The sequence below is a fragment of the Streptomyces sp. NPDC059852 genome (assembly GCF_042731455.1).
Taxonomy (GTDB): Bacteria; Actinomycetota; Actinomycetes; order Streptomycetales; family Streptomycetaceae; genus Streptomyces.
Genome location: NZ_JBHWJK010000042.1, coordinates 15,715 through 41,534, shown reverse-complemented (window position 1 = coordinate 41,534; position 25,820 = coordinate 15,715). Strand labels below are relative to the sequence as shown.

Genomic DNA, 25,820 nt, shown 5'->3' with positions numbered 1-25,820 from the left:
CGAGGAGGGAGCCGGGGCCTTCGCCGTGCTCAGCCCTTCCAGGCCCGCACGACCTGGCCGTCCTTCACCTCGAAGTTCAGCCGGCCCGCGCGGTACTCCATCGTGATGATCGCCCCCGGCGGCAGCGCGCGCACCGTGGACCACCCTCGGGTCCGGGCGCGCCGCTCGGCCCCGTCGGCGTCGAGGCCGACGTAGGTGTCCGGGTCGTCCTGGGGCTCGGTGGGGGGATGCGGAATGGGTGCCATGCGGCCCACGCTAGGGCCTCGGCGCCGGTTCGGGCCAGAGGCCGCCGGAGGGTGCGCAGCGTGCTCCCGCGCCGTCCGCGTCCCCTCGGGGTCACGCTTCTGTCACAGCATCACGACACGCGTTTCGTTCACCGGAACGGCCGTGGAGGACACGATGAGCCGTCACACGAACGAGGGATTTCCGGGGCTTGCCGCGCGCATTCGAACGTAATTCCCGCGTGTCGCCGAAGGCCTCGGGAAGAGGAGCGCGAGAGTTCCCGCACAAGCGCCTCGGCACTCCTTTTCCCGGGATTTCGCGCGGGCTCCGGCTGCGGGTGCCGCACGGAAAGTACATGGTTCCACCACAGGACCTCCGTACGCCCTCTGTCGCCGCGCCGCCGACGCGAGCATCATGGCGTGAGCTCGCGCCGGCGCGTGCGGCGCGGGTTCAGCGGGCCCGGGGCACGGCGAGCGAAGGGGCGAGCGAGCGATGGGGACGCAGACCGTACCGGCGACGGCACGACCCATGCGGAGCGGCAGGCCCGGCGGCCGGGTGGTCGTCGACTGGCTGACCACGACCGACCACAAGAAGATCGGCCATCTCTACCTGATCACGTCGTTCGTGTTCTTCCTGGCCGGCGGTGTGATGGCGCTGCTGATGCGAGCCGAGCTGGCCCGGCCCGGGATGCAGATCGTGAGCAACGAGCAGTACAACCAGCTCTTCACCCTGCACGGCACGATCATGCTGCTGCTGTTCGCGACGCCGACCTTCGCCGGCTTCGCCAACGAGCTGATGCCGTTGCAGATCGGCGCCCCGGACGTGGCCTTCCCCCGGCTGAACATGTTCTCGTACTGGCTGTTCCTGTTCGGCGGGCTGATCGTGATGGGCTCGCTGATCGTGCCGGACGGGCCGGCGTCCTTCGGCTGGTTCGCCTACGCGCCGCTCAACAGCCTCGAGCGCTCCCCCGGCATCGGCCCCGATCTGTGGATCATGGGCCTGGCCCTGGCCGGCTTCGGCACGATCCTGGGCGCCGTCAACTTCATCACCACGATCATCGGGATGCGGGCCCCCGGCATGACGATGTTCCGGATGCCGATCTTCACCTGGAACACCCTGTTCACGTCGATCCTCATCCTGATGGCGTTCCCGGTGCTGGCCGCCGCGCTGCTGGTGCTGGAGGCGGACCGCCGGTTCGGCTCGGTGGTGTTCGAGGCGGGCAACGGCGGGGCGCTGCTGTGGCAGCACCTGTTCTGGTTCTTCGGGCATCCCGAGGTCTACATCATCGCGCTGCCGTTCTTCGGCATCATCACGGAGATCATCCCGGTCTTCAGCCGGAAGCCGATCTTCGGCTATCTGACGCTGGTCGGGGCGACGATGGCGATCACCGGGCTGTCGATCGTGGTGTGGGCGCACCACATGTTCGTCACCGGAGCGGTGCTGCTGCCGTTCTTCTCCTTCATGAGCTTCCTGATCGCGGTGCCCACCGGGGTGAAGTTCTTCAACTGGACCGGGACCATGATCAAGGGCTCGCTGTCCTTCGAGACACCGATGCTGTGGGCGGCGGGCTTCCTGGTGACGTTCCTGTTCGGCGGGCTGACCGGGGTGATCCTCGCGTCGCCGCCGCTGGACTTCCATGTGTCCGACTCCTACTTCGTGGTCGCCCACTTCCACTACGTCGTGTTCGGCACCGTGGTGTTCGCGATCTTCGCCGGGTTCCACTTCTGGTGGCCCAAGTTCACCGGGAAGATGCTCGACGAACGGCTCGGCAAGATCCACTTCTGGACGCTGTTCGTCGGCTTCCACACCACGTTCCTGGTGCAGCACTGGCTGGGCGCGGAGGGCATGCCCCGCCGGTACGCCGACTACCTCGCCGCCGACGGCTTCACCGCCCTGAACACGGTCTCGACGATCGGCGCGTTCCTGCTCGGCCTGTCGACCCTGCCGTTCCTCTACAACGTCTGGAGGACGGCCCGGTACGGCGAGAAGGTCGAGGTCGACGACCCCTGGGGGTACGGCCGCTCACTGGAGTGGGCGACCTCCTGCCCGCCGCCCCGGCACAACTTCACGACGCTGCCACGCATCCGCTCGGAGGCCCCGGCGTTCGACCTGCATCATCCGCAGCACGCCCTGGAGGCGCCGCAGCCCGAGCCGCCGTCCCATCAGGCGTCCGCCTGACCGCTAACCGGCTCTCGACGCTCAGGTTGCCCTGCCGGGTCACGTAGGGGACGCGGGACGCCGACGGGTGGACGTCCATGTCGCCCGACACCACCCGGGCGTCCGGGTCCTCCGCCGTCACGCTGGCGTACGCGTCCCAGTGGCCCTCCGGCAGGACCACACTGCTGGGCAGGGCCGCGCGCAGCCGGCCCCGGGCCGCCGGAGCGAGCGGCAGCATGACCTCCTCGGGCCCCTCGCGACGGCGCAGCACGAGATGGGCCGTGTCGTTCGCGTCGGGAGCGGTGACGTCGAACGTCAGCCCGCCGGCCGAGTCGGCGATGCAGTCGGCGCGCAGGGGCGCGGCCTGCGGCACGGTCGTCATGCGCTGCGGTTCCTCCTCTGCTCGGGGCTACGTCGGTTGGACCGGCGATGCCGCCGTTTGGTTGCCCCTCAGGGCCGGTACGGCAGCTGCGGCACCTCGAAGCACGTACGGTTCATGTCTCCCTGGGAGACCCAGCCCCGGCCGTCCTCCCAGCGGGCCACCGACAGACAGGTCCGGCGGCTCTTCGGCGGCTCGGGCAGCCGCTCGAACACGACGGGGAGCAGCAGCCCGCCCGCGGTGAACCCCTGACTGCGGTTCATGTGGTCGTCCACGCACGCGCGGGTGACGCCGCGTGCCGCGCACGCCCGCGCCGCCTCGGTGAACCAGCGGGCCGCCGCCCAGCCCTCCAGCTGCCACTGCGAGTGCGTGGGGAGCCCCTTCGTCGCGTCCCGGAACTCGCGTACCGCGGGATGGCCGGTGTCCTCGAAGTTGCGGGACGAGCCGGTCGCCCACAGGGCGTTGCGGCAGCGCGGGGCGTCCTTGTAGTCCTCGGCGACGGTGGACGTCCAGTTCTGCACATTGGTGACCTTGGCGGTGACGTCGGCGCCGACGTCGTCCATCGCCTCGCACAGCTGGGCGTTGCCGTGCCCGTCGACGGCGTCGAGGACGAGGTCGGCGCCCTGCTCCTTCAGATCGGCGGCCACCGCGCGGAAGTTGGGCAGCGCGAAGTCGACCTGCTCGGTGACCACCTTGTAGCCCTCGGCCCTCAGGCCGCGTTCCACGAGCCGGGCGTAGGCGGCGGAGGCGGGCTGGTTGTACGACACGACGGCCGCCGTGCGGGCGCCGTGCTCGCGCTTGAAGTACCGGTAGACCTCGGTGCCGCCGTACTGGGTGCCGTCCCAGCCCGTGGTGCCGTCGCGGGGAGCGAGGCTGCCGTAGACGCCGTACAGGTGCGGATAGGTGTCGTAGGCGGCTCCGATGGGCTGGCCCCCGATGTCGGGCACCCGCGCGCGGGAGACACGCGGGGCGCCCGCGTAGTCGAGTGCCGTGGTGGCGACCAGGGCGACCACCTCGTCCTCGTCGACGAGGCGGTGCACGCACTCGTTGTTGCCGACGCCGCTGCCGCCGTCGTCGCACAGCCGTACCTCGACCCGGCGGCCGTCGATGCCGCCGCGTGCGTCGAGCCGGTCGAACCAGGCCCGGGCGCCGTCGCGCGGCCCGGTGAAGGCGCCGCCGCCGACGGGGCTGGTGGCGCTGGTGATGATGCCGACGCGGATCGGGGCGCGGCCGGACGGCGGGGAGGATCCGTCCCGGTCGCGGTGGACGAAGTCGCTCTCCGGCAGCCGGCTGCCGCAGGCGGTCCCGAGGGCCAGCACCAGCACGGCGATCGCCGCCTCAGCACCCCGGAACCGGCGACCCATTGCCGCTCATCCGGACCAGCGCGCACAGGGTCTTCGCGGACACCTTCCAGGTGCCGTCCTGCTCGACGGCGGTCCCGGACGCGTCCGGCAGGGCGGTGGCGCCCTTCAGCGTCAGGTCGTACGTCACGTTCGCCTCGGTCGGCGAGGTGAACTCGACCTTCGAGACCTTCGCCTGCACCTGGCCGCCGCGCTCGTCCCCGCCGAACGCCCTCAGGACCGGTGCCATCCGGTCGCCGTTCTCCAGGACGGCCTGCTTCTCCTCCAGGGACGTCTTCGGGTCGAAGAACTTCTGCCAGTTCTGCTTGATCTCCGTCGTCGCCGTCTGCGCGTCGGCGGGGGCGGTGGCCGCCGGCGACCGTCCGGTCCGTTCGGCGGTGGGCGACGGCGGGGTCGAGCCGCCGCCTCCGTCGCCGTCGCCGCACGCCGCGAGGGCCGGACCCAGAACGAGGAGCAGGGCGGCCGCGACCGCCGTCCCCCGTCCCCTGCGGGTGCCGCTGTGCCTGAGGTCGCTCCCGAGAACCATCTGGCTCACCACCGGGGTGTCGATCCGGGCGTGGAGGCCCGGTGCTTTCAGGGTCGGCTTGCACGAGGCATAGTGCAAGCCATTGGCTGGCATGGACAGGCACATGCGTACGAAGCCGGCGCATGCACACCGAGCGACGTGTGGGAGCCAGCGATGCGGACGACGCGACTGCGGACCGTGCACCCCGTCCTGTGGGCCGGCTGGGCCGCGCTCGCCGCGGGCGCGGTGCTCTGTGTCATCGGCTGGTACGGCGTCTCGGGCGAGCGGTTCGCCGAGCGGCAGCTGCCGTATCTCGCCTCCTGCACCGTGCCCGGCGCGGCGCTGATCGTCGCCGGGGCGGTGCTGCTCGCCCACGGGCGGGGCGCGCTCGCCGCCGCGCGCGTGGAGGAGCTGTACGGGCTGCTCGTCGCCGCCGAACCGGACGACTCCGAGCGGGGCACATCGCCGTCGGCGGCGCCGCTCGCGGTCAGCGGGAGGCTGCTGATGGTGCCCGGCGGCACCCTGTGGCACCGGGCGGACTGCCCACTGGTCGCCGGGAAGGCGGAGGCCGTGCCGGTGGACGCCGGGCTGGTGCGCGGCGGGGACCTGAGCCCCTGCCCGATCTGTGAGCCGGCCGAAGCGGACGACTGATGTCCGGTCTGACCTACGACCTCACGCTGGCCGGTCTGTCCGTCGGCGCCGCCGCCGCGCTCACCGGGATCGGTCTGGTCGTCACGTACCGGGCGACCGGCGTGCTGAACTTCGCGCACGGCGCGATCGCCATGGTGTGCGCGTACGCGCTGCGGCAGTGCGTGGTCGAGTGGGGCTGGCCGCTGTGGGCGGGCGCGGCCGTCACGCTCCTGGTCCTCGCTCCCGGCATCGGGATGGTCCTGGAACGGCTGGTCTTCCGGCCCATGGCGCCGGCGGGCGACGACCCCGCGCGGACCCTTGTCGCGTCGATCGGCGTGTTCGTACTGCTGGTGGGTGGGGCGGCGCTGCTGTGGGGCCAGGGCGCGCGGGACGACGCGCCGCGGCTGCTGCCGGCGGAGCCGTGGGGACAGCTCGGGGCGGCCCTGGTGCTGGCGGCGGGCGTGGGGGCTGCCGTCCGCTGGACGCGCTTCGGCCGGGAGCTGCGGGCGGTCGTGGACGACCGGGAGCTGGCGGTCCTCTCGGGCGTCGACGCGGACCGGGTGGCGGCGGCCGGCTGGGCGTTCGGCGCGTTCACCGCCGGGCTGACGGGAGTGCTGCTCGCGCCGTCCGTGCGGCTGGACCCGTACGGGCTGCCGCTGCTGGTGATGGAGGTGGTGGCGGTCGCGGTGGCCGCGCGCATGCGGAGCCTGCCGGTGGCGGTCGCGGCGGCGCTGCTCATCGGGGTGGCGCAGAGCCAGCTGACGCGGCTGCACCCGTCGGGCTGGGCCGCTCCGCTCGTCCAGGCCGTCGGCACCAACCTGTTCGTGGTGGCCCTGCTGGTCGCGGCCCTGGCGCTGCCCCGGCCGGGCGGCCACGAGGCCGTGCTCCCCCGCCCGGCGGCCGTGCGCCGGCCGGTCCCGGCGGGCGTCTGGATCGTGGCGGCCGTCCTCTTCCTCCTCCCGCTGGGACTCGCGGGTGCGGACCTGCACACGTCGGTCCAGGTGCCGGCCCTGGCGGTCGTGCTGCTGTCCCTCGTGGTCGTCACGGGCCGCGGCGGCCAGATCTCGCTCGGGCAGGCCGCCTTCGCGGGCCTGGGCGCCCTGTTCACGGCCCTGCTGGCGGCGGGGCGCTTCCCCGGCCTACCCCGGCTGCCGGAACTCGCGGCGCTGGTGGTGGCCGTGGTCCTGGTGGCCCCGCTGGGCCTCCTCACGGGCTGGCCGGCGATCAGCCGCCGGGGGCTCGCGCTGGCGCTGGTCACCTTCGCGGTGGGCGTGGGCGTCAGCCGCTTCGTGTTCGCGCAGCCGTACGCGGTCTCCGGACTCTCCCTGGACCGCCCGGCCGGCTTCGACGACGACCGCGCGTACTACGTCCTGGAGCTGGTGCTGCTGGCCGCCGCGCTGCTGGCGACCTGGCTGCTGCGCCGGGGCCGCACCGGGCGGGCCCTGGCGGCGATGCGGGACCACGCGCCGGGGGCGTCTGCGGCGGGTGTCCGGGTGCCGTCCCTCAAACTGCTGGCGTTCGTCTCGGGCGCGGCCCTCGCGGCCCTGGGCGGCGGCATGCTCGGCATGGGCCTGCGCGCCTTCGACCCGGCCGCCTACGACCCCGTCCGCAGCCTGCTCTGGTTCGCCGCGGTGATGGTGCTGGGCGCCGACAGCACCCTCGGCGCACTCGCCGCCGCGGCCCTCGTCGTGGGCCTCGACGCAGGCACCAGGGGCGGCCTCGCGGCAGCCCTGATCGGTGTCCTGGCCGTCCTCGCGGGCCGCCTCCCGGGCGGCCGCCACGAAACGCTCCGCGCGGTCACCCCGGGCCGCCCCGGCAGACCCCACCTGACAGCCCTGGGCAGCCGGACGAGGCTGCGCTTGACCCGGGGAGGCCCCCCGGCCCCGTCCCCGCACCTGGCGGGGCTCACGGCGTCGCGGGCGGCCGGGGAGCCCGGGTCGGTCGCGGGCCGGGCGGAGCAGGGGCCCCGCCCGGAGCCAGGGGCCGACGGGGGACGCGGTCCTGGTGACGACACGCGCGCGGGCGCGGCCGGGAGCGGGCAACCCGCAGCGCCCCCGTCTGCGGGACCCACCGCCCGGCCGGACACGCCGGGCGCGCCGCCGCGTCCAGCAGACGGTCACACGACCTCACGCGGAGAAGCCCTCCCCACGGGCCCACCGGACACGGAGCGTCCGGTGGTGGACGCGCCCGCGGGGGCAGCCCCGTCCCCTCCCCGTGCTCGGCGCCCCGCGCGGGCCCAGCTGGAGGCTCGGGGCCTGCGGGCCCGGTACGGCGGCTTCACCGCCCTGGCCGGCGTCGGCCTCGTCGTGCCGCCGGGTGGGATCACCGCGGTCGTGGGTCCCAACGGCGCGGGCAAGAGCACCCTCTTCCACTGCCTGGCCGGCACCCATCGCCCCGCGCGCGGGAAGGTCCTCCTGGGCGAACGGGACGTCACGCGGCTGCCCGCCCACGCCCGGACCCGGCTCGGGGTCGCCCGCACCTTCCAGCAGCTGGCCGTCTTCCCCTCCCTGACCGTGGCGGAGAACGTCCGCCTGGGTGCCGAGCAGGGCCGGGTGCGGGACCCGGCGGCCGTCGAGCGGGCCCTGCGGCTGCTGGGGCTGGACGGCCCCCTCCGCGCACTGCCCGCCGCCGGGCTCCCCACCGGCACGCTCCGCCGCGTCGAGCTCGCCCGCGCGCTCGCCGGCGACCCGCGCGTCCTGCTGCTCGACGAACCCGCCGCCGGACTCGACACGGCGGAGGTCGCCGCGCTCGCCCGGATCCTGCGGGCCCTCGCCGCCGACGGCACGGCCCTGCTCGTCGTGGAGCACGACCTGGACCTGGTCGCCGACCTCGCCGACACCGTGCACGTCATGGCGGCGGGCCGCATCGTCGCCTCCGGTCCGCCCGGCCGGGTCCTGGACGCGGCCGAGGCCCTGGAGGCGCCCGCATGACGACCGTCTCCCTGCGCCACGCGCGCGTGCGCTACGGCCCCCTGGAGGCCTTGCACGGCGTCACGCTGGCCGCCGCCGGTCCGGGCGTCACCGTGCTGCTGGGCCGCAACGGCAGCGGCCGTACGACCGTCCTGCGGGCCCTGGCCGGGGTGGTGCCCCTGGCGGCGGGCGCGGTGGTGTGGGACGGCGCCGACGTCACCCGGACGCCCGCCTACGAGCGGGCCCGCCGGGGGATGTGCCTGGTGCCCGAACGGCAGGCGGTGTTCGACTCCCTCACCGTGCGGGAGAACCTCGAACTCGCCGCCCCCTCACCCGACTCGGCGCTGGACGCCTATCCCGCGCTCGTCCCGCTCCTCGCGCGCCGCGCCGGCACGCTCTCCGGGGGCGAGCAGCGGATGCTGGCCCTGTCCCGCGCCCTGCTGACCCGCGCGCGGGTCGTCCTGGTGGACGAGCCCGCGCAGGGCATGGCACCGGCGGTGGCGGCCCGGACGTACGACCTGCTGGCCGGCCTCGACGCGTGCGTGGTCGTCGCCGAGCAACGACTGCCGCCCGCCCTGCGGGAGCGGGCGGCGGTCGTCCACGAACTGCGGCGCGGCACGGTCGTCTTCAGTGGTGAGACCGCTGAGTACCGGCGTCGGTACGCGGCACGGGCAGGAGGGTCGACCCCCTCGGCATGAGCAGCAGCGCGCCGGGGATGAGCAGGTCCTCCAGCCGGTGGTCCGGGTAGGCGGGCTGGCCCGCTGCGCCCGTGTCCCAGCCGTGGGCGGTGGCCTTCCCGGGCTGGGCCGCCGGGTCGGTCTTCGGGGACTTCCCGGTCCCCTTCGACGCGGCGGAGCCGGAACCCGACCCGGACGCGGCGGGCTTGCTCTGCTTGTTCGCCTCGCCCCGGGCCGGCTCGTCCCCCTTGGCGGGCTTCTGGGCCTTGGCCGGCCTCTCGGTCTTGTCGTTCTTCTCGGTCTTGTCGTTCTTCGCCGGCTTGGCGGGCTTCGCGGGCTTGGCGGGCTTCGCGGCGCTGGGCTTGCTGGTCTTGCCGGGCTTCGTGGCGGCCGGCTTCTCCAGCGTCATACGGCCGGTGAGCCCGTACCGCCGGGAGCACTGCGGCCAGGCGCCCCAGCCCTGGACCGCCACCACCTTGACGGCGATGGTGATCTGCTCGTCGCGGGTGGCGAGGTCCGCGCGCGGGGCGAACTTCAGCCCGCCGAAGCTCTCCCAGGTGGACTGCGAGAACTGCAGCCCGCCGTAGTGGCCGTTGCCGGTGTTGATGTCCCAGTCGCCGCCGCTCTCGCACTGGGCGACACAGCCCCAGGGCCACTGGTCCTTGGCGCAGCCGAGGGACGCGGGTTTGGGCGGAGGCCCGGACATATGTGGTGCGGAGGCCCCCCGGGGGGCGTACGTGGCCTGCGACGTCCCCGGGGTGACGGCGGTCAGCAGGACGGCGGCCAGGACGATGGTCAGCGGTGCGTTCTTCATATGAGCACGCTAGGCAGCTCCTTACGGCCGTCCCGGCGCGGCGCGTCCGACAACGGCCGGGCCCCACCCGGTCGGCGGACCGGGCGGGGCCCTCATCAGGCGTGCGCGGGTCAGAGTTCGAGTCGCTGTCCCGGCACGATCAGGTCGGGGTCGTCGCCGATGACGGCCCGGTTGGCGGCGTGCAGCCGCTGCCAGGTGGTGCCGTGCCGGGCGGCGATGCCGCTCAGCGTGTCACCCGCGCGGACGGTGTAGTCACCCCGCGAGGAGCCGCGCGCGGGGTGTCCGTCCTGACGATCCGCCGTACGCGCGGGAGTGGTCGACGGAGCCGCCTTCTTCGCCGCGGCGGGTGGGGAGGAGGCCGCCGGTGCGCCGTCGTTGGCGCCGGCCCGGGCCGAGCAGGTGGGCCAGGCGGCCCAACCCTGGGCGCGCTGCACCTTGGTGGCCACGGCGATCTGCTGCTCCCTGGACGCGCGGTCCGCCGTGGGCGCGTAGGCGGTGCCGCCGTAGGCCCGCCAGGTGGAGGCGGCGAACTGGAGCCCGCCGTAGTAGCCGTTCCCGGTGTTGATGTGCCAGTTTCCGCCGCTCTCGCACTGGGCGATGCGGTCCCACACGCCGCCGTCCGCCGCCGCGGCGTCGCCGGTGGCGGCCAGCAGTCCGAGCGGAGCGAGCAGTGCCGCTCCGGCGAGGACGGCTCCCGCCCTGGTCCGGCTTGCGCCGGGGGCCTTCGCCGTCCGGCGGACGTCGCGACGAGTGGTATCGGCACATTCGGACATATGGTTCCCTCTCCGAGGACCCGGGCTCCTCGGGCGGTACGCCGCCGCACGCGCCGTGGGACGCGTGGCCGGCGCCCCGCCCCGTCCGCCGGGAGGCTGGTACTGCGTTCCGGCCGGTGCTGCGGGCCGGTTGGCGGACGTAACCGGGCGGTGCTCGTTGCACACGGCGGAGGAATCTAAGGAGTCGGCCCGCCCGGCATCAACCAATTCCCTGTCGTTCCAGGCCGGTTCGCCGTTACCTCAGGTATCGGCGATTTTCGGCCACCCACTTCATTCCCCGATTTCGGGATTTGTCGACCATCGGCCACGCTCCTCTGTGACGCACCCCACGCAACCAACTCCTATACGTTTCCCTCCACTTGACGCTGAGTAGGCGATTCCGGACCGATGGTGACCGAGTGCGTCGGATGGTTCGATTCCGTTCGCCCTGATGCGTGACTCCCGCCACAGATCGCCCGTTGTCTTCTTCATGAGCCCGGGACCAGCCCGGTTCACGGGCCGGGAGCCACCCGGCCCCGCCACGCCATATCCCGAGGGAGCCATCCGTGCCGCGCATGCTCGACGTCAGCGACGAGGTACGTGCCGAGATCGGCGACGAGGAAGCCGACCGGCTGCTCGCCGGGGAGAACGCCCCGGGCAGCTACGACTGCACGTCCTGCCGCACCCCGGGCGACTCCGGACAGGAGCGCACCAGCACCGTCCTGTTCATCGGCGAGGAGACCGCCGTCCTCGCCTTCGCCCACGCCACCTGTCTGCCCTCGCAGGTCGTCCAGGTCACCGAGGACCAGCTGCGCGGCGCGGTGAAGTCCATCACCGGCGACCGCGTCGACCCGGAGCCCGAGCGGGTCGTGCCGGAGCAGGCCGTGCTGGGCGTGACCAGCGGGCTGGTCCTGATCGCCGGGGAGCTGCACCCCGCCCTGGTCGTCGAGCCGACCGGCCCGATCGTGCGGCCCGGCGCGACCGGCACGGGCGACGACTTCCTGCCGCTGCTGATCGAGCAGGGGTTCATGCCGGCGACGGAACTGGCGGAGGTCCCGCCGGTGCTGCACGGCTGGTCCGTGCTGCTGGCCATGGGGCAGCTGCACGCCGTGCTGCAGCCGGGGCCGAACGGCGGTCAGCCGGTGGCCTGGTGGCAGGCCCACCAGCCGCTCCAGGTGACCGACGGCTGGCGGGCCGCCGCCAACAAGCACCAGCAGGTGCTGATGTTCGCGGCCCCCGTGGGCTCCATCGGCCGGCAGCCCCGGGAGGACCTGCTGCGCGGCGCGCTGGACAAGGCGGCGGCCAACGGGCAGCTGGTGGCGGCCGCGCTGCCGCTCGCGGGGACCTGACCGCGCCCGTCCGGCGGGCCCGTCATCCGCTGACCGGCCGCATCCCTTCGGGTGCCGGGTCGTTTGGACATACGTGCATGCATACGACGTTCCCCGCTATCAGGGCGGCTCCTCGCCCACGCCGATCTACGACGCGCTCTACGCCGAGTACGTCAAGTCCTTCCGCTCCCTGCCGGGAGATCGCAGCGGCGAGGAGGATCTGGGGTTCGTCGCCTTCGGGAACATCCAGCGCGGCACCGGCACCTACGGCGGCCACCGCCCGGGGTCGTTCAGCAGCTCGTACAGCGCCTACAGCGCGGGGGCGCACAGCGCCCGGCACCACGGCGGGCAGCAGCCGCAGTGGCAGCGCGTCGGGCACATCGGGCCTCAGAGCGCGGGCATGCAGCATGTCCCGGCGGCGCTGCCGCCGGCGCGCAGGGGCTGACGGACATGACGGAGGGGCGGTCCCGAGCGGGACCGCCCCTCCGTCATGTGGTCACTTCTTCTTGCCGCGCTTCTCGCGCACGCGCACGGAGATATGGATCGGCGTGCCCTCGAAGCCGAACTCCTCGCGCAGCCGGCGCTCGATGAAGCGGCGGTAGCCCGCCTCGATGAAGCCGGAGGCGAACAGCACGAACCGCGGCGGCTTGGTGCCGGCCTGGGTGCCGAAGAGGATGCGGGGCTGCTTGCCGCCACGGATCGGGTGCGGATGGGCGGCGACCAGCTCACCGAGGAAGGCGTTCAGGCGGCCGGTGGGGACCCGGGTCTCCCAGCCCGCGAGGGCCGTCTCGATCGCGGGGACCAGCTTCTCCATGTGCCGCCCGGTGCGGGCCGACACGTTCACCCGGGGCGCCCAGGAGACCTGGCCGAACTCGGTCTCGATCTCCCGCTCCAGGTAGTAGCGGCGCTCCTCGTCGAGGGTGTCCCACTTGTTGTAGGCGATGACCATGGCCCGGCCCGCCTCGACGGCCATCGTGACGATCCGCTGGTCCTGGACCGAGATGGACTCCGAGGCGTCGATCAGGATGACCGCGACCTCGGCCTTCTCCACGGCGGCCGCGGTGCGCAGCGAGGCGTAGTAGTCGGCGCCCTGCTGCAGGTGGACCCGCTTGCGGATGCCCGCGGTGTCGACGAACTTCCAGGTGACGCCGCCCAGTTCGATCAGCTCGTCGACCGGGTCGCGGGTGGTGCCGGCGAGTTCGTTGACGACGACGCGCTCCTCGCCCGCCACCTTGTTCAGCAGGGAGGACTTGCCGACGTTGGGGCGCCCGATGAGGGCGACGCGGCGAGGGCCGCCGACGGCCGTGCCGCCGAAGGTCTGCGCGGGCGCGGTGGGCAGGACCTCCAGGACGGCGTCCAGCATGTCGCCGGTGCCGCGGCCGTGCAGCGCGGAGACCGGGTGCGGCTCGCCGAGCCCGAGGGACCACAGGTAGGCCGCGTCGGCCTCGCCGCTGGGGCCGTCCACCTTGTTGGCGGCCAGCACGACGGGCTTGCCGGCCTTGCGCAGCAGCCGGACGACGGCCTCGTCGGTGTCGGTGGCGCCGACCTTGGCGTCGACGACGAACACGACGGCGTCGGCGGCCTCGATCGCGTACTCGGCCTGGGCGGCCACGGAGGCGTCGATGCCGAGGACGTCCTGCTCCCAGCCGCCGGTGTCGACGACCTTGAAGCGGCGGCCCGCCCACTCGGCCTCGTAGGTGACACGGTCGCGGGTCACGCCGGGCTTGTCCTCGACGACGGCCTCGCGGCGCCCGATGATCCGGTTGACGAGGGTCGACTTGCCGACATTGGGCCGGCCGACGACGGCCAGCACGGGCAGCGGGCCGTGCCCGGCCGCCTCGATCGCCCCCTCGACGTCCTCGAGGTCGAAGCCCTCTTCCGCGGCGAGCTCCATGAACTCCGCGTACTCGGCGTCGCCAAGCTCTCCGTGGTCGTGCTCCTCGCCCGAGCCCTCGGAGTGGATGTGGTCGTTCATGAAGTCCGTACCTTCGTTCATCGTGGTGATCGGTGGATCGGCCGGTGGTCCACCCGCTGATCCACTACTCAGTGTCGCCTAGCGACCGGTCAGTCGCCTGGCGTTTTCCAGGTGCGCGGTGAGCTCCTTCTGGATGCGCTCCGTCGCCTCGTCCAGCGCGCGCCGGGTGCGCCGTCCGCTGCCGTCGCCCGCGTCGAACGGGTCGCCGAAGACGACGTCCACGCGGTGCCGCAGCGGAGGCAGTCCCTTGATCAACCGTCCGCGCTTCTCGGAACTTCCCAGCACCGCGACCGGGACGATCGGGGCTCCGCCGCGCACGGCGAAGTACGCGAGTCCGGCGCGCAGCGACGCGAAGTCGCCCTCGCCCCGGGTGCCCTCGGGGAATATGCCGAGGACGCCGCCCTGGGCCAGCACGTCGAGCGCCCGCGTGATGGCCGTCCGGTCGGCGGAGTGCCGGTCCACCTTCAGCTGCCCGATGCCGGTCAGGAAGGGGTCGAGCGGGCCGATGAAGGCTTCCTTCTTGATCAGGAAGTGCACGGGCCGGGGTGCGACGCCCATCACCATGGGCCCGTCGATGTTGTGGCTGTGGTTGACCGCGAGGATCAGCGGCCCGGTGGCGGGCATCTTCCAGGCGCCCAGGACGCGCGGCCGCCACAGCCCGTACATCAGGCCGACGCCGATCCGCCGCCCGATGTCGGCACCGCGCTCGGATGCTGCTGTCACTGGGCGGCCCGCTTCTCCTCGACGAGCGTGACGACGCACTCGATGACCTGCTGGAGGGTGAGCTCGGTGGTGTCGACCTCGACCGCGTCGTCCGCCTTGGCCAGCGGGGACGTCTTGCGGCTGGAGTCGGCCGCGTCCCGCTTGAGCAGCGCCTCACGGGTGGAGTGCACGTCGGCGCCTTTGAGCTCACCGCTGCGGCGGGCCGCGCGGGCCTCCGCGGAGGCGGTGAGGAAGATCTTCAGGTCGGCGTCGGGCAGGACGGTGGTGCCGATGTCGCGCCCCTCGACGACGATGCCGCGCTCGGCGGAGGTGGCGATCGAGCGCTGCAGCTCGGTGATCCGGGCGCGTACCTCGGGCACCGCGCTGACCGCGCTGACCTGGGAGGTGACCTCCTGGGTGCGGATCGGGCCGGCCACGTCGACGCCGTCCACGGTGATCGTCGGGCCGGACGGGTCGGTGCCGGAGACGATCTCGGGCTTGCCCGCCACGGCGGCGATCGCGGACGGGTCCTCTATGTCGATGCCGTTGGTCACCATCCACCAGGTGATCGCCCGGTACTGGGCGCCGGTGTCCAGGTAGCTCAGTCCGAGCTGCGCGGCGACGGCCTTCGAGGTGCTCGACTTGCCCGTGCCGGAGGGGCCGTCGATGGCGACAATCACGGGCTTGGCGGCACCGTTTTCCACGGGAGGACACCTTCCTGGTGCTGTGGGGCGGGAGTGTGGGGACGCGAGGGTGCCCCGCACAAGGTTACTGGGTGCGCGTCACTCGTCCGGCCGCGCCCGGACGGGAGGGCGGGCGCGGGCCGCGGGGCCGTCTACTGCCGGATCGCCCAGCCCCGCTCGCGCAGGGCCGCGGTGAGCACCGGGGCCGCCTTGGGCTCGACCATGAGCTGCACCAGACCGGCCTGCTGCCCGGTGGCGTGCTCGATGCGGACGTCCTCGATGTTGACGCCGGCCCGGTCGGCGTCGGCGAAGATCCGCGCCAGCTGTCCGGGCTGGTCGTCGATGAGCACGGCCACGACGTCGTAGACGCGGGGGGCCGTGCCGTGCTTGCCGGGGACCCGTACCTGGCCCGCGTTCCCGCGACGCAGGACGTCCTCGATGCCGGAGACGCCCTCGAGCCGCTTGTCCTCGTCGGAGGACTGCAGCGCCCGCAGGGCCCGGACGGTCTCCTCCAGGTCGGCGGCGACATCCGTGAGCAGGTCGGCGACGGGACCGGGGTTGGCGGAGAGGATGTCGATCCACATCCGGGGGTCGGAGGCCGCGATCCTCGTCACGTCCCGTACGCCCTGGCCGCACAGCCGTACGGCCGCCTCCTCGGCGCCCTCCAGGCGGGCGGCGACCATGCTGGACATCAGGTGGGGCATGTGGGAGACCAGGGCGACCGCGCGGTCGTGGGCGTCGGCGTCCATGACGACCGGGACCGCGCGGCAGTGCGAGACCAGTTCCAGGGCGAGGTTCAGCACCTCGGTGTCGGTGTCGCGGGTGGGGGTGAGCACCCAGGGGCGGCCCTCGAAGAGGTCGCCGGTGGCGGCCAGCGGGCCGGACTTCTCACGGCCCGACATCGGGTGGGTGCCGATGTAGGCGGACAGGTCCAGGCCCAGCGCCTCCAGGTCGCGGCGCGGGCCGCCCTTGACGCTGGCGACGTCGAGGTAACCGCGGGCCGCGCCCCGGCGCATAGCGTCGGCGAGGACGGCCGCCACATGCGCGGGCGGCGCGGCGACGATCGCGAGGTCGACGGGCCCGTCGGGCGCCTCGTCGGTGCCGGCGCCGAGCGCGGCGGCCGTACGGGCCTGCTCGGGGTCGTGGTCGGCGAGGTGGACGGTGACGCCCCGCTGGGACAGGGCGAGGGCGGCGGAGGTGCCGATGAGTCCGGTGCCGATGACGAGTGCGGTTCTCACTGGGCGATGTCCTTGCGCAGGGCGGCCGCGGCCCCGAGATAGACGTGGGCGATGTCGGCGCGGGACCGGTCGGACTCGATGTGCGCGAGGATCCGGACGACCCGGGGCATGGCGCCCTCGATGTCGAGTTCCTGGGCGCAGATCAGCGGGACGTCCACGATCCCCAGCTTGCGGGCGGCGGCCGCGGGGAAGTCGCTGTGCAGATCGGGCGTGGCCGTGAACCAGATGCTGATCAGGTCGTCCGCGGTGAGGCCGTTGCGTTCGAGGACGGCGGTGAGCAGGGCTCCGACCCGCTCGTCCATGTGGCCGGCCTCGTCCCGCTCCAGCTGGACGGCCCCCCGGACCGCTCGTACCGCCACGGCGCTGCTCCTCGCTGACATACCGATCGTCTTCCGCCCGTCCAGCCTAGTCAGCCCGTGGGCCGCCCACGCACCGCGCCCGTACGCTGAGACACCGCCCGGGAGGGGACGAATGCTCGATTTGCGGTGCGGTTCCCGAATTACCACTCCTTGGGCGCTTCGGATGCGAAGATGCTGCTGCCCCCGCCCGCAGCGGGTCGCCCCCGGCCTCTTCGCCTTCCTTCGCGCACACCCCGGAGTGACGACATGACCAACCGTCCGACGCGCCGCGACCTCCTCATCGCGACGGGCACGGCGGGCGCCGCGGCGCTCGCCGTCGGCTGCGGCGACTCCGGCGGCGACTCGTCGTCGAACGTCTCCCCCGGCCGGTCCGGCGGGACGCCCGGTCAGGAGCTCACCACGACCGACGCCATCCCGGTGGGCGGCGGCAAGATCTTCGCCGACGAGAAGGTCGTGGTGACCCAGCCCAAGGAAGGCCGGTTCAAGGCGTTCTCGGCGGTCTGCACGCATCAGCAGTGCCTGGTCTCCACCGTCGCCGACGGCACGATCGACTGCCCGTGCCACGGCAGCAAGTTCAAGATCACGGACGGTACGGTGGCGAACCCGCCGGCCACCCGGCCGCTGCCCGCGGAGAACATCGTGGTGGAGGGAAATTCGATCCGCCTGGTGTGACCGGGCCCGTACGCTGCCGGGCATGCGCCCCGAGACCCTGGTCCGCGACCACACGATCTACTCCTGTGTCATGGGGTCGCGCGCCTTCGGTCTCGCGACGGACGGCAGCGACACCGACCGCCGGGGCGTGTTCCTCGCCCCCACCCCTTTGTTCTGGCGCTTCGACAAGCCGCCGACCCATGTCGAGGGACCGCTGCCCGAGCAGTTCGGCTGGGAGCTGGAACGCTTCTGCGAGCTGGCCCTGCGCGCCAACCCGAACATCCTGGAGTGCCTGCACTCCCCGCTCGTCGAGTACGCCGACGCCACCGGGCACGAGCTGCTCGCCCTGCGCGAGGCGTTCCTGTCCCGCCAGGCGTACGAGACGTTCACCCGGTACGCGCTCGGCCAGCGCCGCAAGCTGGAGGCGGGCCTGCGCTCCCAGGGCGCCCCGCGCTGGAAGCACGCCATGCATCTGCTCCGCCTCCTGGCGAGCGCCCGCGACCTGCTGCGCACCGGCCGCATGACGCTCGACGTGGGCGACGCGCGCGCGTCCCTGCTGGAGGTCAAGCGCGGCGAGGTGCCCTGGCCGGAGGTGGAGGCCCGGATGAACCGCCTCGCCGCGGAGGCGGAGGAGGCGCTGCGCCACAGCCCGCTGCCGGCCGAGCCGGACCGGCGCCGGGTGGAGGACTTCCTGGTCCGCGTCCGCCGTGCCTCAGCCCTCCAGACGTACGCGGACGACGAAGGCGTGCAGGGCGTCGTGGACGTCCGGAGCGTCGGGCAGCGCTGAGGCGGACTGCGCCTCGTCCAGCACGGCGTGCAGGCGCTCCACGTCGGCCGCCACGCGCGCGTGGTCGACGCCGGCGTCCCCGTGCTCCCGTTCGGCCTTCGCCGCTATCAGCTCGGGCAGATAGCGGGGCGCGTCGACCGCTTCCAGCAGGGTCGGCAGGTGGGGTTCGACCGCGCCGCTGCGCATCAGATGGATGCCGGTGAGCAGCACACGGAAGGTGTAGAGCAGCGGCTTGAGCTCCCCGGTCCGCTCGAACAGCCGCCACTGGGTGGTGGCGAACCCCCGGTAGTGGTGGGCGTGGTGTGCGGTCAGCACGCCCGGCGCGAGCTCGGCCAGCTCGCGGTGGGCGTCGGTGGTGTGCACGACGAGCGGGGAGAGCAGCTGCTCCAGCACATAGCCGTTGCGGCGCAGCATGAGCCGTACGAACTTGCGCAGGTCGTGGGTGACCAGGTCCATCTCGACACCGTCGCGCACCCACATCCGGGAGCGGGTCTCGTCCGGCTCCCGCAGCCCGACGAGGTCGGCCGCCGGCAGCAGGTGGACCCCGCGCAGGTCGACGTCCGAGTCACGCGACGGAAAGCCGTACAGATGGGCGCCGGAGACGGTCGCGAACAGCACGGGGTCGGGCTGTTCGGCGATGACGGGCGCGAGGTCGAGATCGAGGGCGTCGAGCATCGGTCAAGCGTCCCAGAGCGCTCCGAGGGCCAGCAGGTCGCCCCGGTACTCGACGCGGTCGGCCCAGTCGGCGGGCCAGGCGTCCGCGCCGAGGTGGGCGCCGGCGAACGCCCCGGCCAGGCAGGCGATCGAGTCGGAGTCCCCGGCCGTGCAGGCGGCCCGGCGCAGCGCGGTCAGCGGCTCGTCGACGAACCACAGGAAGCACAGCAGCCCGGTGGCCAGCGCCTCCTCGGCGATCCAGCCCTCGCCGGTGGCCAGGCAGGGATCGGTCTCCGGCGACACGGACCGGACGGCCTCCTGGAGCCGGTCCAGCACGGCCAGGCAGTCGTCCCAGCCACGCGCGATGAAGTGCTCGGGGGTGGGGTCCTGCGAGCGGGTCCACAGGTCGCCGAGCCAGCGCTCGTGGTACCGGGTGCGGTTGTCGTAGGCGTACGACCGCAGCAGCCCGACCAGTCCGGTCGGGTCGGCGCCGCCCGCGAGGAGGTGCACGGCGTGCGCGGTCAGGTCGGACGCGGCGAGCGCGGTGGGGTGCCCGTGGGTGAGCCCGGACTGCAACTGGGCGGCGCCGGCCCGCTGTTCGTCGCTGAGTCCGGGGACGAGGCCGAGGGGGGCGACGCGCATGTTGGCGCCGCAGCCCTTGGAGCCGATCTGGGAGGCGTCCTGCCAGGGCCTGCGCTCGTCCTTGAGCAGGTTGCAGGCGACCAGGCAGGTCCGGCCGGGCGCCCGGTTGTTCTCCGGCGACTGGTACCAGTCCACGAACTCCTCGCGTACGGGCCGCTCCAGCCGTTTGGGCCCGAGCAGGCCCCGGTCCATCGCCGTCCGCAGCCCCTTCCCCAGCGCCAGGGTCATCTGGGTGTCGTCGGTGACGATCGCCGGCGTCGGCAGGGCCATCTCGCGCCACGGTCCGCACTTGGCGAGGATCGACGGGACGTCGTTGAACTCCGTGGGGAAGCCCAGCGCGTCGCCGAGGGCGAGGCCGAGCAGGGAGCCGGTGGCGGCGTGCTTGCGGACGGTGGTGGCGGTCATGCGGGGCGTCCTTCCGGGGTGGGCCTGAGCAGGGGCGGGTGGAGGGTGGTCGCGGTGCCCGCGCGGTACAGCGCGGCCGGTTTGCCGCGGCCGCCGGTGAGCCGGGCCGCGCCGGGGACGGGCTCGACGAAGCCGGGCGTGGCGAGCACCTTGCGCCGGAAGTTGGGCCGGTCCAAGGCCGTGCCCCACACCACCTCGTAGACCTTCTGGAGCTCGCCGAGCGTGAACTCGGGCGGGCAGAAGGCGGTGGCGAGACCGGAGTACTCCAACTGCGCGCCGATCCGGTCGTGGGCGTCGGCCAGGATCCGGTCGTGGTCGAAGGCGAGCGGCCGGGCCTTGTCGTACGGGACCCAGCGGGCCTGGGCGGCGTCGCTGCCGCCGTGCGGTTCGGGCGGGTCGGGCAGCAGGGCGGTGAAGGCGACGGTGACGACCCGCATCCGGGGGTCGCGGTCCGGCTCGCTGTAGGTGCGCAGCTGCTCGAGGTGGAGGCCGCTGACGTCCGACAGACCGGTCTCCTCGGCGAGTTCGCGCCGGGCGGCCGTCTCGGCGGACTCGTCGGGCTGTACGAAGCCACCGGGCAGGGCCCAGTGTCCGCGGTACGGCTCCTGTCCGCGCTCGACGAGCAGGACGTGCAGGGCGCCTTCGCGGATGGTGAGGACGGCGAGGTCGGCGGTGACGGCGAAGGGCTCGTGGGCGTGCTTGTCGTAGCCGTCGGGCACGACGGGTCCGGGCGTCACCGAGCCACCCCCTTAATGGTCAGTACGACTATTAGTCACCTTGACCATAAAGGATCCGCGCACACTTCCACAACCCCTGGGCGCCACCAGTCGGCCGGAAAGGCCCCGCGCAGCCCCCTGGCGGCTGCCTGCGGGCCTCCGGAGCCAGGGCGCACCCTTCGCGGCCTCGCCCTCCCTCCCGGCCCCCACAGGCCCACGGGCCGGGTAAACGCGACGGCCGGCCCGGGTGAACCCCGGACCGGCCGTCAGGACACACACGCACGCGTGTCTACAGATCGACTTCCTTCATCAGCATGCCGACCTCGGTGTTCGACAGCCGGCGCAGCCAGCCGGACTTCTGGTCGCCGAGGGTGATCGGGCCGAAGGCGACCCGCACCAGCTTGTCGACGGGGAACCCGGCCTCGGCCAGCATGCGGCGCACGATGTGCTTGCGGCCCTCGTGCAGGGTGACCTCGACCAGGTAGTTCTTGCCGGTCTGCTCGACGACCCGGAAGTGGTCGGCGCGCGCGTAGCCGTCCTCCAGCTGGATGCCGTCCTTGAGCTGCTTGCCCAGATCGCGCGGGATCGGGCCGACGATGTGCGCGAGATAGGTCTTGCGCACGCCGTACTTGGGGTGGGTGAGGCGGTGGGCCAGCTCGCCGTGGTTGGTGAGCAGGATGACGCCCTCGGTCTCGGTGTCCAGCCGCCCGACGTGGAACAGCCGGGTCTCCCGGTTGGTGACGTAGTCGCCGAGGCACTGCCGGCCCTCGGGGTCCTCCATCGTGGAGACGACACCGGCGGGCTTGTTGAGCGAGAAGAACTGGTACGACTGCGTGGCGACGGTCAGCCCGTCGACCTTGATCTCGTCCTTCTCCGGGTCCACGCGCAGACCCTGCTCGAGGACGATCTCGCCGTTGACCTCGACGCGTGCCTCGTCGATCAGCTCCTCGCAGGCGCGCCGCGAGCCGTAGCCGGCCCGGGCGAGCACCTTCTGCAGCCGCTCGCCCTCCTGCTCGGCGCCCGGGAACGTCTTGGGCAGCTTGACGTCCTTCTTGCCCGCGTACCGCTCGCGGTTGCGCTCCTCGGCGCGCGCCTCGTACTCACGGGACGTCGCCGGGACCGACCGGCCCCGCTGCAGGGGCTTCTTCGGCCCGCCCTTGGCGCCGCCGCGCGCCGACGGCCCACGGCCCGACTTGGGGCCCTCCTGGGTGGCGCCCGGACCTACGTCGTAGCGTCGCTCCTCCGGGCGCGGCTTCTTCGGACGACCGCCCTGCCGGTCGTCGCGGTTGTTGCCGGCACCGCGGTGGTTACCGCGGCCACCGCCGCTCCCGCCGCGGCCGCCGCTGTTGCCACCACGGCTCCCGCCGTTGTTTCCGCTGCTGTTCCTGCCGCTGCTGCTTCGCATCAAAGTTCCGTCTTGTCGTCTGCGTCCTCGGAATCCGGGGCGTCCGGATCGAACGACGGGACCGCTTCCAGTGTCTCGGCCTCGATCGCCTCCGCCTCGGGGAGGAAGGGCGCGAGCTCCGGGAGCTCGTCCAGACCGCGCAGGCCCATCCGCTCCAGGAAGTAGTTCGTCGTCCTGTACAGGATCGCACCTGTTTCAGGTTCCGCGCCCGCCTCCTCGACCAGACCGCGCTGCAGCAGGGTGCGCATCACACCGTCGCAGTTCACTCCGCGCACGGCCGAGACGCGGCTGCGGCTGACCGGCTGGCGGTACGCGACGACCGCGAGGGTCTCCAGGGCGGCCTGCGTGAGGCGGGCCGTCTGCCCGTCCAGGACCAGGCGCTCGACGGCGGCCGCGTACTCGGGCCGGGTGTAGAAACGCCAGCCGCCCGCGACGAACCGCAGCTCGAAGCCGCGTCCCTGCACGGCGTACTCGTCGGCGAGCTCCCGCAACGCGTCCGCGATCTGCCGCCGCGGCCGCTCCAGCAGCTTCGCCAGATGCTCCTCGGACGCGGGCTCGTCCACGACCATGAGCATCGCCTCCAGGGCGGGCTTGAGGTCGAGGTCCGCGACGGTACGCGATCCGGCGGGCAGCCCGGTGATCTCGCTCACGCCTTCTTCTCCTCCTGCTCGGGCGCCTCCGGCGGCCGGTCGAACTCGTCGGTCACCCTCGGCCGGTCGTCCCCGTCCCCGCCGGTCCAGCGCACCATGAGGTCGCCGAGCGCGGTCTCCTGGTCGAGGGCCACGGCCTTCTCGCGGTACAGCTCGAGCAGCGCCAGGAAGCGCGCCACGACCGTGAGGGTGTCGCCGGTGTCCGCGACGAGGTCCCGGAAGCTGGCCTCGCCCAGCTCCTTGAGCCGCGCGACGACGATCCCCGCCTGTTCCTGCACGCTGACCAGCGGCGCGTGGATGTGCTCGACGTACACCTGGGGCTTGGGCCTGGGCTGCATCGCCTTGACCGCGAGCCTGGCGAATCCTTCCGCCCCGATGCTGATGACGACCTCGGGCAGCAGCTCGGCGTGGTGCGGTTCCAGGCCGACGGTACGGGGGTAGCGGCGGGCCTCGTCGTCGAGCCGCCCGCTGAAGATGTCGGCGATCTGCTTGTACGCCCGGTACTGCAGCAGCCGTGCGAACAGCAGGTCCCGCGCCTCCAGGAGCGCCAGGTCGGCCTCGTCCTCGACCTCGGCGGCCGGCAGCAGCCGGGCCGCCTTGAGGTCGAGGAGAGTGGCGGCGACCACCAGGAACTCGGTCGTCTCGTCCAGGTCCCAGTCCGGGCCCATGGCGCGGATGTGCGCCATGAACTCGTCGGTCACCTTGGACAGGGCGACCTCGGTGACGTCCAGCTTGTGCTTGGAGATCAGCTGGAGGAGCAGGTCGAAGGGGCCCTCGAAGTTGGCGAGCCGGACCTTGAAGACACCGTCGGTCTCCGTCTCGGCACCGTCCTGCGGGGCGGGCCGCGTCGCGGGGCCGGGATCCTCGACGGCGGTTCGTGCCGCGGGAGACTCAGGTGCGGGTGCAGGTGTGGGTGCGGGTTCGGGTGCAGGTGTGGGTGCGGCGAGCGTGGGCGCGGGCTCGAACGCGGGCGGTGAGGCGACCGCCGGGGTCTCGACGACGCCCGGGCCCTGTTCCGGCTCGGTGGGCGCCTGCTCCGGTGCCGGCTCGGGCGGAACCGGCGGAGCCGCCCCCGGTCCCCGGCCCAGCGCACGCCGGCGGCCGGCGGGGGCGCCGGCGCGCGGGGCGGGAACGTCGTTCGAGGTCATGGCCCCCGCAGGCTACCGCTACCGCCCGCGCAGCCGTCGTACGAGGATGCTGGCGTCGCCCCGGGACTCCAGGTCGGCCAGGACCACGGCCACCGCCTCGCGGACGATCCGCCCGCGGTCGACGGCGAGCCCGTGCTCACCGCGGAGCACCAGGCGCGCGTGCTCCAGGTCCATGAGTTCCTCGGCGGAGACGTAGACGGTGATCTTCTCGTCGTGCCGTTCGCGTCCGCTGGGCCGGCGTGCGGCGGCACGCCCCCGCTTGCGCGGCGCGGCGGCGGCGTTGGCCGCGGCGGTCCCGGCAGAACCTTCCTGCGCGCCCTGACGCCGCGCGGAGCGCTCACCGGAGGCGGACCGGCTGCGGGACTCCCCCGCCTCGGCCTGCTCGGTGTCGGCCGCCACATGCTCGGCGCCCTCGCCGTCGCCGCCCTGGGCGGGCACCGACTGCGGCGCGTCCTCGGCGGCCGCGGCGTCGCTCTCCCCCGCGGGAGCCGGCACCCGGGCCTCGCCGTTGGCCGGGCGCCGGGGAGTGGACGGCTGGAGCGCCGTACCCCCTGTCGTGCGGAACAGTTCGTCGGCCCCCGGCAGACTCACTCGGCGTGACACCGGGCGAGCACCTCCCTGGCGAGCTGGCGGTAGGCGGCGGCACCGACGGAGTTGGAGGCGTACGTGGTGATCGGCTCACCGGCGACCGTGGTCTCCGGGAAGCGGACCGTGCGTCCGATGACCGTGTGGTACACGTGGTCGTCGAACGCCTCGACCACACGCGCCAGGACCTCACGGCTGTGGACCGTGCGCGAGTCGTACATCGTGGCGAGGATCCCGTCGAGCTCCAGCTCCGGGTTCAGCCGCTCCTGGACCTTCTCGATCGTCTCGGTCAGCAGCGCCACACCGCGCAGGGCGAAGAACTCGCACTCCAGCGGCACGATCACCTTGTGCGCGGCCGTCAGGGCGTTGACCGTGAGCAGGCCGAGCGAGGGCTGGCAGTCGATGACGATGAAGTCGTAGTCGTCCATCAGCGGCTTCAGGGCGCGCTGGAGCGTGGACTCCCGGGCGACCTCGCTGACGAGCTGCACCTCGGCGGCGGACAGGTCGATGTTGCTGGGCAGCAGGTCCATGTTGGGGACCGCCGTCTTCAGCAGCACCTCGTCGGCCGACATGCCCCGCTCCATGAGCAGGTTGTAGACGGTGAGGTCGAGTTCCATCGGGTTCACACCGAGTCCGACCGACAGCGCGCCCTGCGGGTCGAAGTCCACCAGCAGTACGCGGCGACCGTATTCGGCGAGTGCGGCACCCAGGTTGATGGTCGACGTCGTCTTGCCGACGCCGCCCTTCTGGTTGCACATCGCGATGATCTTCGCGGGACCGTGGTCGGTCAGTGGACCCGGGATCGGGAAGTACGGCAGCGGACGTCCGGTCGGGCCGATGCGCTCGCGGCGCTGCCGGGCAGCGTCGGGCGCGAGGGTGGCCGCGTACTCGGGGTCGGGCTCGTACTCCGCGTCGGGGTCGTAGAAGTGCCCTTCGGGCAGTTCGTCGTAGTCGGCGAAGTGGTTGCGGGGCGCGCCACTTCCGTCGCCGGCCATGGCGTTCACGTGATGGCCATCCATGCTCTTGTTTGCTGTCAGAGCCGTGTGGGGGCTGGTCTGGCTCTGGTGGGCTGCGAAGGTTCGGACAGCGACGGAGCCGACAGCCTCGAATCCCGCGGGACCCTGGCCCCGTACAGGCATTCCTGGTTGACCACCCCCGGGAGAAAATGTCGACTCATTCACAAGTCGTCTTACCTCCTTGGTGACCAGGAAACTTCTAGACAGGTCAGCGTGGCACCATGCCGACGGTTGGCGACTCTATGGCGTGTCGGCGGTCCGCAGCAACACAATCCACCGGACCGGGCAGATGTGTCGACAATGAAACATCCCGCTGTCAAGGGCGTACGACCGTCGCACAGCAGGTTTCACCGGTGTGCGAATCGGTCGAAGGGTTACGTTCGAGGCGAGTTGACCGAGCGTCGCAAAGTGACCATACACACATCCAGCCGGACCTTTTCGAGCAAGGTCCGGCTGGATGCGCGGGGTTG

General features: G+C 72.9%; 26 protein-coding genes. 8 read left to right on the top strand and 18 right to left on the bottom strand.

The window, feature by feature from the left end:
- Positions 1–29: 29 nt before the first annotated feature.
- Positions 30–245: an I78 family peptidase inhibitor gene (locus tag ACFV46_RS32835; protein WP_062670700.1), complete on the bottom strand. Its 216-nt coding sequence runs from the start codon at positions 243–245 to the stop codon at positions 30–32.
- Positions 246–714: 469 nt separating this feature from the next.
- Between ACFV46_RS32835 and ctaD the strand changes: the two genes are divergently transcribed.
- Positions 715–2,400 carry a cytochrome c oxidase subunit I gene (gene ctaD, locus ACFV46_RS32830; RefSeq protein ID WP_376729651.1) on the top strand — a complete coding sequence of 562 codons (1,686 nt, stop codon included), beginning with the start codon at positions 715–717 and terminating at the stop codon, positions 2,398–2,400.
- 429 nt (positions 2,401–2,829) lie between these two features.
- On the opposite strand, the gene ACFV46_RS32825 is transcribed toward ctaD, so the two are convergent.
- Together ACFV46_RS32825 and ACFV46_RS32820 are read right to left on the bottom strand one after the other, a co-directional pair.
- Entirely contained in the window at positions 2,830–4,122 is a 1,293-nt protein-coding gene (locus ACFV46_RS32825; RefSeq protein ID WP_385500871.1) for an ABC transporter substrate-binding protein, read from the bottom strand.
- On the bottom strand, positions 4,097–4,645 hold the full coding sequence (locus tag ACFV46_RS32820; RefSeq protein WP_385500870.1) for a hypothetical protein: 549 nt from the start codon (positions 4,643–4,645) through the stop codon (positions 4,097–4,099). The genes ACFV46_RS32825 and ACFV46_RS32820 overlap by 26 nt, the downstream gene beginning before the upstream one ends.
- 153 nt (positions 4,646–4,798) lie before the next feature.
- Between ACFV46_RS32820 and ACFV46_RS32815 the strand changes: the two genes are divergently transcribed.
- Genes ACFV46_RS32815 through ACFV46_RS32805 form a run of 3 tightly spaced genes read left to right on the top strand, consistent with a single transcriptional unit; the run spans position 4,799 to position 8,861 of the window.
- Positions 4,799–5,275, top strand: coding sequence for a hypothetical protein (locus tag ACFV46_RS32815; protein ID WP_385500869.1), 477 nt, complete (start codon positions 4,799–4,801; stop codon positions 5,273–5,275).
- Positions 5,275–8,184: an ATP-binding cassette domain-containing protein gene (locus tag ACFV46_RS32810; RefSeq protein WP_385500868.1), complete on the top strand. Its 2,910-nt coding sequence runs from the start codon at positions 5,275–5,277 to the stop codon at positions 8,182–8,184. The genes ACFV46_RS32815 and ACFV46_RS32810 overlap by 1 nt, the downstream gene beginning before the upstream one ends.
- Positions 8,181–8,861, top strand: coding sequence for an ATP-binding cassette domain-containing protein (locus ACFV46_RS32805; protein WP_361935479.1), 681 nt, complete (start codon positions 8,181–8,183; stop codon positions 8,859–8,861). Before ACFV46_RS32810 ends, ACFV46_RS32805 begins: the two co-directional genes overlap by 4 nt.
- On the opposite strand, the gene ACFV46_RS32800 is transcribed toward ACFV46_RS32805, so the two are convergent.
- Together ACFV46_RS32800 and ACFV46_RS32795 are read right to left on the bottom strand one after the other, a co-directional pair.
- A complete protein-coding gene (locus ACFV46_RS32800) occupies positions 8,791–9,654 on the bottom strand; it encodes a transglycosylase family protein (RefSeq protein WP_385500866.1) in 864 nt (287 codons plus the stop codon). The genes ACFV46_RS32805 and ACFV46_RS32800 overlap by 71 nt on opposite strands.
- Positions 9,655–9,764: 110 nt before the next feature.
- Positions 9,765–10,427 carry a transglycosylase family protein gene (locus ACFV46_RS32795; RefSeq protein WP_385500865.1) on the bottom strand — a complete coding sequence of 221 codons (663 nt, stop codon included), beginning with the start codon at positions 10,425–10,427 and terminating at the stop codon, positions 9,765–9,767.
- Between the two features lie 545 nt (positions 10,428–10,972).
- On the opposite strand from ACFV46_RS32795, the gene ACFV46_RS32790 reads away from it, so the two are divergent.
- Both ACFV46_RS32790 and ACFV46_RS32785 read left to right on the top strand, forming a co-directional pair.
- Positions 10,973–11,755 carry a hypothetical protein gene (locus ACFV46_RS32790; protein WP_283290033.1) on the top strand — a complete coding sequence of 261 codons (783 nt, stop codon included), beginning with the start codon at positions 10,973–10,975 and terminating at the stop codon, positions 11,753–11,755.
- 73 nt (positions 11,756–11,828) lie between these two features.
- Complete coding sequence (locus tag ACFV46_RS32785) at positions 11,829–12,179, top strand: hypothetical protein (protein ID WP_385500863.1); 351 nt, start codon at positions 11,829–11,831, stop codon at positions 12,177–12,179.
- Positions 12,180–12,230: 51 nt separating this feature from the next.
- Here the strand turns inward: ACFV46_RS32785 and der are convergent, their stop codons facing one another.
- The 5 genes from der to aroH all read right to left on the bottom strand — a co-directional run bounded on the left by der (position 12,231) and on the right by aroH (position 16,691).
- On the bottom strand, positions 12,231–13,709 hold the full coding sequence (der, locus tag ACFV46_RS32780; RefSeq protein WP_361935471.1) for a ribosome biogenesis GTPase Der: 1,479 nt from the start codon (positions 13,707–13,709) through the stop codon (positions 12,231–12,233).
- Positions 13,710–13,787: 78 nt separating this feature from the next.
- Positions 13,788–14,375, bottom strand: coding sequence for a lysophospholipid acyltransferase family protein (locus ACFV46_RS32775; RefSeq protein ID WP_385500874.1), 588 nt, complete (start codon positions 14,373–14,375; stop codon positions 13,788–13,790).
- Positions 14,376–14,428: 53 nt separating this feature from the next.
- Entirely contained in the window at positions 14,429–15,115 is a 687-nt protein-coding gene (gene cmk, locus ACFV46_RS32770) for a (d)CMP kinase (RefSeq protein ID WP_151783291.1), read from the bottom strand.
- Between the two features lie 131 nt (positions 15,116–15,246).
- A complete protein-coding gene (locus ACFV46_RS32765; RefSeq protein WP_385500861.1) occupies positions 15,247–16,332 on the bottom strand; it encodes a prephenate dehydrogenase in 1,086 nt (361 codons plus the stop codon).
- Complete coding sequence (aroH, locus tag ACFV46_RS32760) at positions 16,329–16,691, bottom strand: chorismate mutase (protein WP_361935466.1); 363 nt, start codon at positions 16,689–16,691, stop codon at positions 16,329–16,331. Before aroH ends, ACFV46_RS32765 begins: the two co-directional genes overlap by 4 nt.
- Positions 16,692–16,937: 246 nt before the next feature.
- On the opposite strand from aroH, the gene ACFV46_RS32755 reads away from it, so the two are divergent.
- Together ACFV46_RS32755 and ACFV46_RS32750 are read left to right on the top strand one after the other, a co-directional pair.
- The gene (locus tag ACFV46_RS32755; protein ID WP_385500860.1) at positions 16,938–17,363 is read left to right on the top strand and encodes a Rieske (2Fe-2S) protein; all 426 of its coding nucleotides are present in this window, start codon (positions 16,938–16,940) and stop codon (positions 17,361–17,363) included.
- A gap of 22 nt (positions 17,364–17,385) precedes the next feature.
- Positions 17,386–18,129 (top strand): DNA polymerase beta superfamily protein, encoded by a 744-nt coding sequence (locus ACFV46_RS32750; protein WP_376729642.1) that lies wholly within the window; start codon positions 17,386–17,388, stop codon positions 18,127–18,129.
- On the opposite strand, the gene ACFV46_RS32745 is transcribed toward ACFV46_RS32750, so the two are convergent.
- The 8 genes from ACFV46_RS32745 to ACFV46_RS32710 all read right to left on the bottom strand — a co-directional run bounded on the left by ACFV46_RS32745 (position 18,055) and on the right by ACFV46_RS32710 (position 25,473).
- Positions 18,055–18,804: a DNA polymerase beta superfamily protein gene (locus tag ACFV46_RS32745; RefSeq protein ID WP_385500858.1), complete on the bottom strand. Its 750-nt coding sequence runs from the start codon at positions 18,802–18,804 to the stop codon at positions 18,055–18,057. The genes ACFV46_RS32750 and ACFV46_RS32745 overlap by 75 nt on opposite strands.
- 3 nt (positions 18,805–18,807) lie before the next feature.
- Positions 18,808–19,830: an ADP-ribosylglycohydrolase family protein gene (locus ACFV46_RS32740; RefSeq protein ID WP_385500856.1), complete on the bottom strand. Its 1,023-nt coding sequence runs from the start codon at positions 19,828–19,830 to the stop codon at positions 18,808–18,810.
- A complete protein-coding gene (locus ACFV46_RS32735; protein ID WP_385500855.1) occupies positions 19,827–20,567 on the bottom strand; it encodes an NUDIX domain-containing protein in 741 nt (246 codons plus the stop codon). Before ACFV46_RS32735 ends, ACFV46_RS32740 begins: the two co-directional genes overlap by 4 nt.
- A 268-nt stretch (positions 20,568–20,835) precedes the next feature.
- Complete coding sequence (locus ACFV46_RS32730; protein ID WP_385500854.1) at positions 20,836–21,951, bottom strand: pseudouridine synthase; 1,116 nt, start codon at positions 21,949–21,951, stop codon at positions 20,836–20,838.
- Entirely contained in the window at positions 21,951–22,601 is a 651-nt protein-coding gene (gene scpB / locus ACFV46_RS32725; RefSeq protein ID WP_361935452.1) for an SMC-Scp complex subunit ScpB, read from the bottom strand. The genes ACFV46_RS32730 and scpB overlap by 1 nt, the downstream gene beginning before the upstream one ends.
- Complete coding sequence (locus ACFV46_RS32720; RefSeq protein WP_385500853.1) at positions 22,598–23,749, bottom strand: segregation and condensation protein A; 1,152 nt, start codon at positions 23,747–23,749, stop codon at positions 22,598–22,600. The genes scpB and ACFV46_RS32720 overlap by 4 nt, the downstream gene beginning before the upstream one ends.
- Before the next feature lie 18 nt (positions 23,750–23,767).
- Positions 23,768–24,352: a hypothetical protein gene (locus tag ACFV46_RS32715; protein ID WP_151783302.1), complete on the bottom strand. Its 585-nt coding sequence runs from the start codon at positions 24,350–24,352 to the stop codon at positions 23,768–23,770.
- Positions 24,337–25,473: a ParA family protein gene (locus tag ACFV46_RS32710; RefSeq protein ID WP_079033693.1), complete on the bottom strand. Its 1,137-nt coding sequence runs from the start codon at positions 25,471–25,473 to the stop codon at positions 24,337–24,339. Before ACFV46_RS32710 ends, ACFV46_RS32715 begins: the two co-directional genes overlap by 16 nt.
- Positions 25,474–25,820 lie beyond the last annotated feature (347 nt).

Excerpts from the sequence above, each read along its gene's own strand:
- ACFV46_RS32800 (WP_385500866.1), bottom strand. The coding sequence starts at position 9,654 with ATGAAGAACGCACCGCTGACCATCGTCCTGGCCGCCGTCCTGCTGACC.
- ctaD (WP_376729651.1), top strand. The coding sequence starts at position 715 with ATGGGGACGCAGACCGTACCGGCGACGGCACGACCCATGCGGAGCGGC.
- ACFV46_RS32835 (WP_062670700.1), bottom strand. The coding sequence starts at position 245 with ATGGCACCCATTCCGCATCCCCCCACCGAGCCCCAGGACGACCCGGAC.
- ACFV46_RS32805 (WP_361935479.1), top strand. The coding sequence starts at position 8,181 with ATGACGACCGTCTCCCTGCGCCACGCGCGCGTGCGCTACGGCCCCCTG.
- ACFV46_RS32775 (WP_385500874.1), bottom strand. The coding sequence starts at position 14,375 with ATGTACGGGCTGTGGCGGCCGCGCGTCCTGGGCGCCTGGAAGATGCCC.
- der (WP_361935471.1), bottom strand. The coding sequence starts at position 13,709 with ATGAACGACCACATCCACTCCGAGGGCTCGGGCGAGGAGCACGACCAC.
- ACFV46_RS32755 (WP_385500860.1), top strand. The coding sequence starts at position 16,938 with ATGACCAACCGTCCGACGCGCCGCGACCTCCTCATCGCGACGGGCACG.
- ACFV46_RS32750 (WP_376729642.1), top strand. The coding sequence starts at position 17,386 with ATGCGCCCCGAGACCCTGGTCCGCGACCACACGATCTACTCCTGTGTC.
- ACFV46_RS32795 (WP_385500865.1), bottom strand. The coding sequence starts at position 10,427 with ATGTCCGAATGTGCCGATACCACTCGTCGCGACGTCCGCCGGACGGCG.
- ACFV46_RS32810 (WP_385500868.1), top strand. The coding sequence starts at position 5,275 with ATGTCCGGTCTGACCTACGACCTCACGCTGGCCGGTCTGTCCGTCGGC.
- ACFV46_RS32710 (WP_079033693.1), bottom strand. The coding sequence starts at position 25,473 with ATGCCTGTACGGGGCCAGGGTCCCGCGGGATTCGAGGCTGTCGGCTCC.
- ACFV46_RS32825 (WP_385500871.1), bottom strand. The coding sequence starts at position 4,122 with ATGGGTCGCCGGTTCCGGGGTGCTGAGGCGGCGATCGCCGTGCTGGTG.
- ACFV46_RS32720 (WP_385500853.1), bottom strand. The coding sequence starts at position 23,749 with ATGACCTCGAACGACGTTCCCGCCCCGCGCGCCGGCGCCCCCGCCGGC.
- ACFV46_RS32740 (WP_385500856.1), bottom strand. The coding sequence starts at position 19,830 with ATGACCGCCACCACCGTCCGCAAGCACGCCGCCACCGGCTCCCTGCTC.
- ACFV46_RS32820 (WP_385500870.1), bottom strand. The coding sequence starts at position 4,645 with ATGGTTCTCGGGAGCGACCTCAGGCACAGCGGCACCCGCAGGGGACGG.
- ACFV46_RS32745 (WP_385500858.1), bottom strand. The coding sequence starts at position 18,804 with ATGCTCGACGCCCTCGATCTCGACCTCGCGCCCGTCATCGCCGAACAG.
- ACFV46_RS32730 (WP_385500854.1), bottom strand. The coding sequence starts at position 21,951 with ATGCGAAGCAGCAGCGGCAGGAACAGCAGCGGAAACAACGGCGGGAGC.
- ACFV46_RS32815 (WP_385500869.1), top strand. The coding sequence starts at position 4,799 with ATGCGGACGACGCGACTGCGGACCGTGCACCCCGTCCTGTGGGCCGGC.